Origin of the sequence: Actinomyces sp. HMSC065F11 (assembly GCF_001813085.1) — a bacterium.
In the GTDB taxonomy this organism is placed as follows: Bacteria; Actinomycetota; Actinomycetes; order Actinomycetales; family Actinomycetaceae; genus Gleimia; species Gleimia europaea.
Genome location: NZ_KV811458.1, coordinates 45,967 through 52,766, shown reverse-complemented (window position 1 = coordinate 52,766; position 6,800 = coordinate 45,967). Strand labels below are relative to the sequence as shown.

Sequence of the window (6,800 nt, the reverse complement as noted above, 5' to 3'; positions counted from 1 at the left end):
AACACACTATCGAGTTCACAAACAACACCCACACGAAGCTGAACCCTCAATGCTTTGGAGGTTCTCGCTAAGGTGTCTTTCCGGATTTTTAACCGGACTTCCTAGTCTAATGTTTCTATCTGGTTTGTCAACTTAGTGACTTCGCCGCCGGAAACTATCTAGGTTTTGTTCCTCCGCTTTCGCGGGGCAACGAATAGAAACTCTACACACGTGGATTTGCAGGGTCAAATCTATTCGCGGTGACTCCCACCACACCCATTTTTCCGCACGGTTACGACGTATTAACTCCACCCCGCGTGCAGTAGAATAAGAAGGCGGTGATCCCCTAAGCGGCGCACACCAGCCGCACTACGAGAGGTAGTTTATGCACCGGCCAATCGGGTTTGACCGCAAACGATACATCGAACTTCAGTCGAAGCACATTAACGAACGTCGAAACCAGATCGGCGGAAAGCTCTACCTTGAAATGGGTGGAAAGCTCTTCGACGATTTCCACGCCTCTCGAGTACTTCCGGGCTTCACCCCGGACAACAAGATCGCGATGCTTGAGACCTTTAAAGATCGCATCGAGATCCTCGTTACGATCAACGCCAAGAATCTTGAGCACACCAAAGTTCGCGCAGACACCGGGATCCCCTATGAAGAGGACGCGCTTCGCCTCATAGACGTATTTCGCGAGCGTGGCTTTCTAGTTGAGAACGTCGTCCTCACCCAAATGGATGAGGGAAACAAGGAAGCGAAAGCGTTTCGCACCCGCGTAGAAAAGCTCGGATTGAAAGTCGCGCGGCATCGCACCATCAAGGGGTATCCGGCGGACATTGAGCACATCGTGTCGCCCAAGGGATTTGGCCGCAATGACTTTGTCGAAACCTCGAGGGACGTAGTACTTGTAACGGCTCCCGGACCCGGATCAGGCAAGCTTGCCACATGCCTGTCGCAGATTTACCACGAATTCCAGCGGGGTAACCAGGCCGGCTACGCCAAGTTTGAGACCTTCCCCATCTGGGATCTGCCGCTCGACCATCCCGTGAACATGGCGTATGAGGCTGCCACTGCCGACCTCGACGACGTAAATATGATCGACCACTTCCACCTCGCCGCATATGGTACGAGGGCGGTCAACTACAACCGCGACCTAGAAGTGTTCCCCCTGCTCTCGGCACTGCTTGAAAAGCTCACCGGGTCATGTCCCTACAAGTCGCCCACCGACATGGGTGTGAATATGGTTGGGAGCTGCATCAGCAACGATGATGTATGTCGTGAGGCCGCTAAGCAGGAAGTGATTCGTCGATACTTCAAGGCGCTCGTTGAAGAAAAGCGTGCTGGCACAGACAGTCACGAATCTGACCACATTGCCATCATCATGGGCAAGCTGGGCATAGACCGCAACTATCGGCCAGTTGTACGCCCCGCCCTCGAAATTGAGCGCAAAACTAAGAATCCAGGTTCAGCCATTGAACTGCAGGACGGAACCATCGTTACCGGTAAAACATCAGCCCTGCTGGGCCCGTCGGCTGCGATGCTCCTAAATGCGCTCAAACTACTCGCTGGGATCCCTCCGAAGATGCATCTGCTTGCGCCCGAATCCATTGAGCCCATTCAGAAGCTCAAAACGGAGCACCTCGGGTCTCGCAACCCGCGGCTGCACACCGATGAAGTACTCATCGCGCTATCGGTTTCAGCAAACACCAACGAGTATGCGCGCCGCGCCCTCGAACAACTGCAAGCGCTCCAAGGTTGCGACGTACACACCACCACGATCCTAGGCTCCGTTGATGAGGGGATCTTCAGAAACCTGGGGATTAATGTGACTTGCGAACCGAAATATTGGCGCAAGGGCGTCTACCAAAAGCGGTGAAAGACCAGAGGCCGGGCGCGCGGCGCCGAAAACTGTGCAGCCACATTAACTGAGGGGGACATGCTTAGGCAGTGTCCCCCTCAACGCTCCCATATTAGATCTCGTACCAGCGGATCTCGTTAGCCTGCATATCGATACCAAATGAGGATCCATCATCCAGGTATATCGTGGTGGATTGGGGTTTGTACGTGTTATTCACTGCGCAATACTTACCATTTTGCGGGTAAGCGTGTACCTCTACATTCACATTGGAAGAGAACCACTTATGCAATTCTGACTCGCTACTCGCCGCCCATAGAATCGCGCGGTACAGCAGGCGGGAGTTCTCAGCCGAATACGGCAAACCAGAAATGTACACAGCTCTGCCGTTGCCGTAACTATTCGTCGCCAGCTGCACTTCCTTATCACGCTGCACTAAAACCTGGGCACCATCCAGTGCGAACACCGACTTCTTGCCTTCCCCAAAGTCAACCTCGCCCTCGACGTCCTCCAAAATGAAGTGATCGCGACACTCATTCCAGTTGTACTTGTCGTAGTTCAGCGTGAAACCGGTTTCTTTCTCAACGCCCAGCGCGGCCGCAAGCTGGAAGAAACGGCCCTGATATTGGTGTGCTGAAGGCTCACCTACGCCAATAAAACCGCCGCCATTCATAATGAACTTGCGGATCGTCGTTGAAATCTGTGGATCCTCCCAGCGGAATCCGCCCGTGTGAGCTGTATCAGCATCGCCCACATTAATAATCACGTCAATGTCGTCAAGCACTGACGCATCCGCCTTCACATCATCAAAAGAAATGAAACGAACATCGAATGGGGCACCCGACAGCGCCTCAATCAAACCTGCGTACGAGTAGTTCTGTTTCTGGTACAGCGCATGGTGAACCATGTGGTTGCCCCAAGCACGCATCTTGCCCCAGGAGTTAAGAACCGCAACCGTCTTGATCGTGAACGGCGTGGTACCCGCAACGTTCGCGTATAGTTCACGGAACTCGTTCGCAACCGACTCCACGTACTCTACGAACTTCGGGAACTGGTATGCGAGCTTCAAGTATCCGCCATAACCAATGCGATCAATCGGTTTACGCAAAATCGCGCGGCGCGCGGTAACCCAGTTTTCCTTAGCCTCGATAACCGGATCCGCGCCCTCGTAGAACGAATCTGGGAAGAAGTACGGCAGGAAGCGACCTTCCGTGTACTTACAGCCCTCAATATCAGAAATGAGGCGCAACGTAGAGCCGTTTCCGACCGAGCCCACAACCGCGTCAACACCAGCATTTTGGAACTCTGGCGTGAATGGCTCCATGCCAATCCAGTGGTCTCCAAGAAACATCATTGCCTCAACGCCGGCCTCGTGACAGATATCTGTCATCTCCCGAGCCAATGCCGTCACTTGGCGGCGCTGGAACGCCTGGAAATCCTGAAACTCTTTAGACGGAATACGGTACTGGTTGTTGTAGTAGCCCTGGTCGATGATGAACTCGGGACGGAACTTATAGCCAACCTCTTCTTCGAACTGCTCCAAAATATAAGGGCTTACCGAGGACGAATAGCCGTACCAATCCACATACTTCTCACGTTTCAACTCATCAAAAACCAGCGTGAACTGGTGGAAGAACGTGGTGAACCGGATCACGTCAACGTGCGGGTTCTGCTTAATAAACGTACGTAGGCGCTCCAACGACCAAGCGTGGGTTTTGGGCTGACGCACATCGAACGTGATCTGGTGTTCGAAATCCTTCCAATCGTTCACCACCGCGTTGTACATGTGTACCGGATCCCAAATCAAGTACGCCAGGAAACTCACCGTGTACTCGTGGTATGCGGTAGGCGCCGCAATGACTACCTCGCCCGACTCCCCATCGTAACGCCACTCGGCAGGATCAAGCGGTTGTCCGGTAGTGCGGTCAACGACCTCCCACCAGCGCTTAATGTCATCGCGCGTGTTCGGCCGCATAAGCTCCGGGCTGATTCCCTCCATCAGCCTGATTCGCAACTCTTGCTCACCAGCCGTATGAAAAGCAGTCATGATGTATGACTGTTGCACCTCGTCAGGGTTCGCTTTTGCCCACTCATTATCTTTACGAGTGGTGTAGTAAGTCTTATAAATCTTCGCGTCAATGTCTCGCAACTGCGCAGGGAACTCGGTCCCGTCCGCGTCGCGCACAGCATCCGCACCCCAACGTTCGATAAGTTCGAGCGTTTCTGGCACAACATCAAGATCGGTGGGAATAGTTAGACGGCCCTTCACGGTAGCTCCTTCACAAGCTTTAGATCAATGGTTTTGCCTTCGGGAGCGCGAACTTGGACACCCGATTCATCTTCTGAAAGTTCAAGTTGGCTAAGCGCCGCACGAATAATCACCCGTGCCTCATTGGCGGCCACACCCGTACCCGAGGGCTCGCCCACAACCGTCACCTGCCATTTTTGACAGTTGTATTCGTACAGCTCACGCTCCACCTCGCGAATCGTCTGATTCCAAGGCTTGCCGTCTTGCGCCGGCGGAATGTCTAGGAAAGTGTGCCGCGTTGCCGCAGCGGCCTCCACACCGCTCGGGTCCACATCATCTCTTAGTTCAAGCTCGGCGCCCTCTTCCATGACGACTCCGAGCATGCACCTACCAGATCTGAGCGACACGAACTTAGAGTCCATCACCCGTTGCATACGGTAATACCCGTCGGGTGTTGGCAGGAAGCGCCACGTCTCACCGATCCCCCTCAACGCGGGTATTTCCCAAACTCTATTCGATAAGAATGCAGGCAGTTCCGGTCGCTCCTGCACAACCACCTGGTCGATTACCTGCAACGCGTCACTCCACTGCGGCCATGGGTAGGTGTGGCTCCAACCGTTTTGCGCCACTAGGGCAAGACCGTGACGCACCTCCTCGATGACTTCATTCTCGGTTTGCATCCAAGCCCGATCTGGCCAGATAGATGCGCGTAGCCCGAGCACATTAGAGTGGTTTATCTGCTCTCCCGTCGCGAAAGAATCAACCGTACGCGTAACGTATTTTTCTTCCGTATCCATGCACATCATTTCAGAACGCGACCAGTACAAATGCTCAGAAACATTCAGTACTTCAAAACCTGCATCGAGTAGCTCGCTAACTCGGTACCCGCGATCTTGCCAGTACTCCACCACGATGTCCCGGGCAAGCGCCACCTTTGTCGGTTTCAAAGAGTCATTCCAAATGCGCAGGCGCTTGCCTCGCTGCGACAGTTGCTGCGCGACCTGGTTAATGAAATGCACGTATAGGTCTCGCGGCTGGGCGTCGGCTCCCAATAGTTCTTGTGCACGCTCACGAATCTGGGGGAAATCGTCGAAAGTCACGTCGGCGTGTTCGAACTCATCGGCCCCCATGTGCCACCACGATGACGTGAACACATCCGCATACTTATCCACCATTGCCATATAAAAATCGAGCGCCTCTGGCCTGGTGAAATCCAAGCGATCCAGATCTGGCTTGCCATCACGGACCAGCGCCATCTCGGGCGCGTGACGCAAATATGTTTCCATATGTGAGGGTGCATTTACCTGCGGAATAACCTCAATATGGTTAGTGCGGGCCTGCTCAACTATCCAACGTACTTCTTCTGCACGCCAGTACGGCCACTGCGATCCTTTCTCGGCAATATTCACTTCGAGCAACAGCTGATTCAACCTCAGCGAGCGCATCAGTTGGAGTAGTTCGGTCAGGAACGGCCTCGAATAAACAAGAGTGGACGCCGAAAGTGTCACTCCCCTCTCCCTATAAAAAGGCGTTGAAATAACACGCCCGCACTCTAGCGAGTTCTCTCCCGCTAGTTTTGTAACCCTTACCAGGTTTTCAAGTGCATCCTGGCCGTAGTCTGCTCCCTCCTGCGAAGCGGCAATAATCACCGCCTCGGAAGCTGAAACTATCAGTTCAAAACCTTCACGGCGCAGATCGTCCCTAGCCGGGTCCACGTGCACGCTACGCGTACCATCGACCGGCCAACGACCTCTGGCGTACTGCACGCCCTCAAAGCTAGGGACGACACTTGGCCACATAGTTTTTCCTTCTACTCCTTCACCGAACCAGCGGCGAGGCCGGCCTGCCAGAAGCGCTGCAAGCTGAGGAACAGGATCATCACGGGGATGATGCCAAAGAATGCAGCCATCATCAGCACGCCATTTTCGTTAAACAGCGCGTAAGAAATCATGCCGTAAAGGCCAAGTGTTACAGGCTTTAAAGAGTCCGATGAGATCATCATCAAAGGCAACAGGAAGTTGTTCCACGTGGCGACGAACATGAACAGGAAGATCGTAACCATTGCGGGCGCGAGTACGCGCAGAACAATCGTGAAGAAGATTCGCGCTTCACTTGCACCGTCGATGCGCGCCGCTTCGAGGAGCTCCTTGGGAACGGAGTTATCAGAGTAAACCCGGCCGAGGAAGAAGCCGAATGGGGAAACACACGCCGGGATGATCATTGACCACATGGTGTTATCCAATCCGACCGACTGGAAGATCGCATACTGCGGAATGGTCATTAGGGCGGCAGGCATCAGCAGCGCCGCCATAACTACACCAATCGTGAAGTTCTTGCCGCGGAACTCAAACTTAGACGTTGCGTAACCAGCCATCACTGACACGATCGTGCCAATCGTCGCCGCAACCGTCGAGTAGAGGATCGAGTTGCCTACCCAGCGCCAGAAGTATCCCCTGGTTAGGCCGATAAGCTTCTCATAGTTACGGGCGATCATCTCCGGTAGGTCCGAGAAGGGAACCGCGAACCACAGGCCATTAGAAGAAACAATCTGGCCCGGCGTCTTCGTCGCTGTGACGATCATCCAGTAGATCGGGAAAACGAAGTAGATGAACGCGAGTACCAAAATAGCGATGGTAAGGATTCTCACCCCTGTCGATGCGCGCATCGACTTGGGGGGCTCATATTTCGGTTCTTTCCTACGCTTGGGCTTAGTGG

The 6,800-nt window shown here is 53.9% G+C and carries 4 protein-coding genes; 1 reads left to right on the top strand and 3 read right to left on the bottom strand.

All coding sequences use genetic code 11. The features are described from left to right. The first annotated feature begins 364 nt into the window (after nt 1-364). Nucleotides 365-1,858 (top strand): DUF1846 domain-containing protein, encoded by a 1,494-nt coding sequence (locus HMPREF2891_RS00220; RefSeq protein ID WP_034509756.1) that lies wholly within the window; start codon nt 365-367, stop codon nt 1,856-1,858. Between the two features lie 94 nt (nt 1,859-1,952). Here HMPREF2891_RS00220 and gnpA read toward each other — a convergent pair whose 3' ends face one another. The 3 genes from gnpA to HMPREF2891_RS00205 are packed head-to-tail and all read right to left on the bottom strand — an operon-like array spanning nt 1,953 to nt 6,750. Continuing rightward, on the bottom strand, nt 1,953-4,106 hold the full coding sequence (gene gnpA / locus HMPREF2891_RS00215; RefSeq protein ID WP_070620683.1) for a 1,3-beta-galactosyl-N-acetylhexosamine phosphorylase: 2,154 nt from the start codon (nt 4,104-4,106) through the stop codon (nt 1,953-1,955). Further along, a complete protein-coding gene (locus HMPREF2891_RS00210; protein ID WP_070663443.1) occupies nt 4,103-5,884 on the bottom strand; it encodes a family 20 glycosylhydrolase in 1,782 nt (593 codons plus the stop codon). Before HMPREF2891_RS00210 ends, gnpA begins: the two co-directional genes overlap by 4 nt. An 11-nt stretch (nt 5,885-5,895) precedes the next feature. Further along, the gene (locus HMPREF2891_RS00205) at nt 5,896-6,750 is read right to left on the bottom strand and encodes a carbohydrate ABC transporter permease (RefSeq protein WP_261666678.1); all 855 of its coding nucleotides are present in this window, start codon (nt 6,748-6,750) and stop codon (nt 5,896-5,898) included. Nucleotides 6,751-6,800: the final 50 nt, after the last annotated feature.

Coding starts and splice junctions, on each gene's coding strand:
- HMPREF2891_RS00220 (WP_034509756.1), top strand. CDS start 365: ATGCACCGGCCAATCGGGTTTGACCGCAAACGATACATCGAACTTCAG.
- HMPREF2891_RS00210 (WP_070663443.1), bottom strand. CDS start 5,884: ATGTGGCCAAGTGTCGTCCCTAGCTTTGAGGGCGTGCAGTACGCCAGA.
- HMPREF2891_RS00205 (WP_261666678.1), bottom strand. CDS start 6,750: ATGCGCGCATCGACAGGGGTGAGAATCCTTACCATCGCTATTTTGGTA.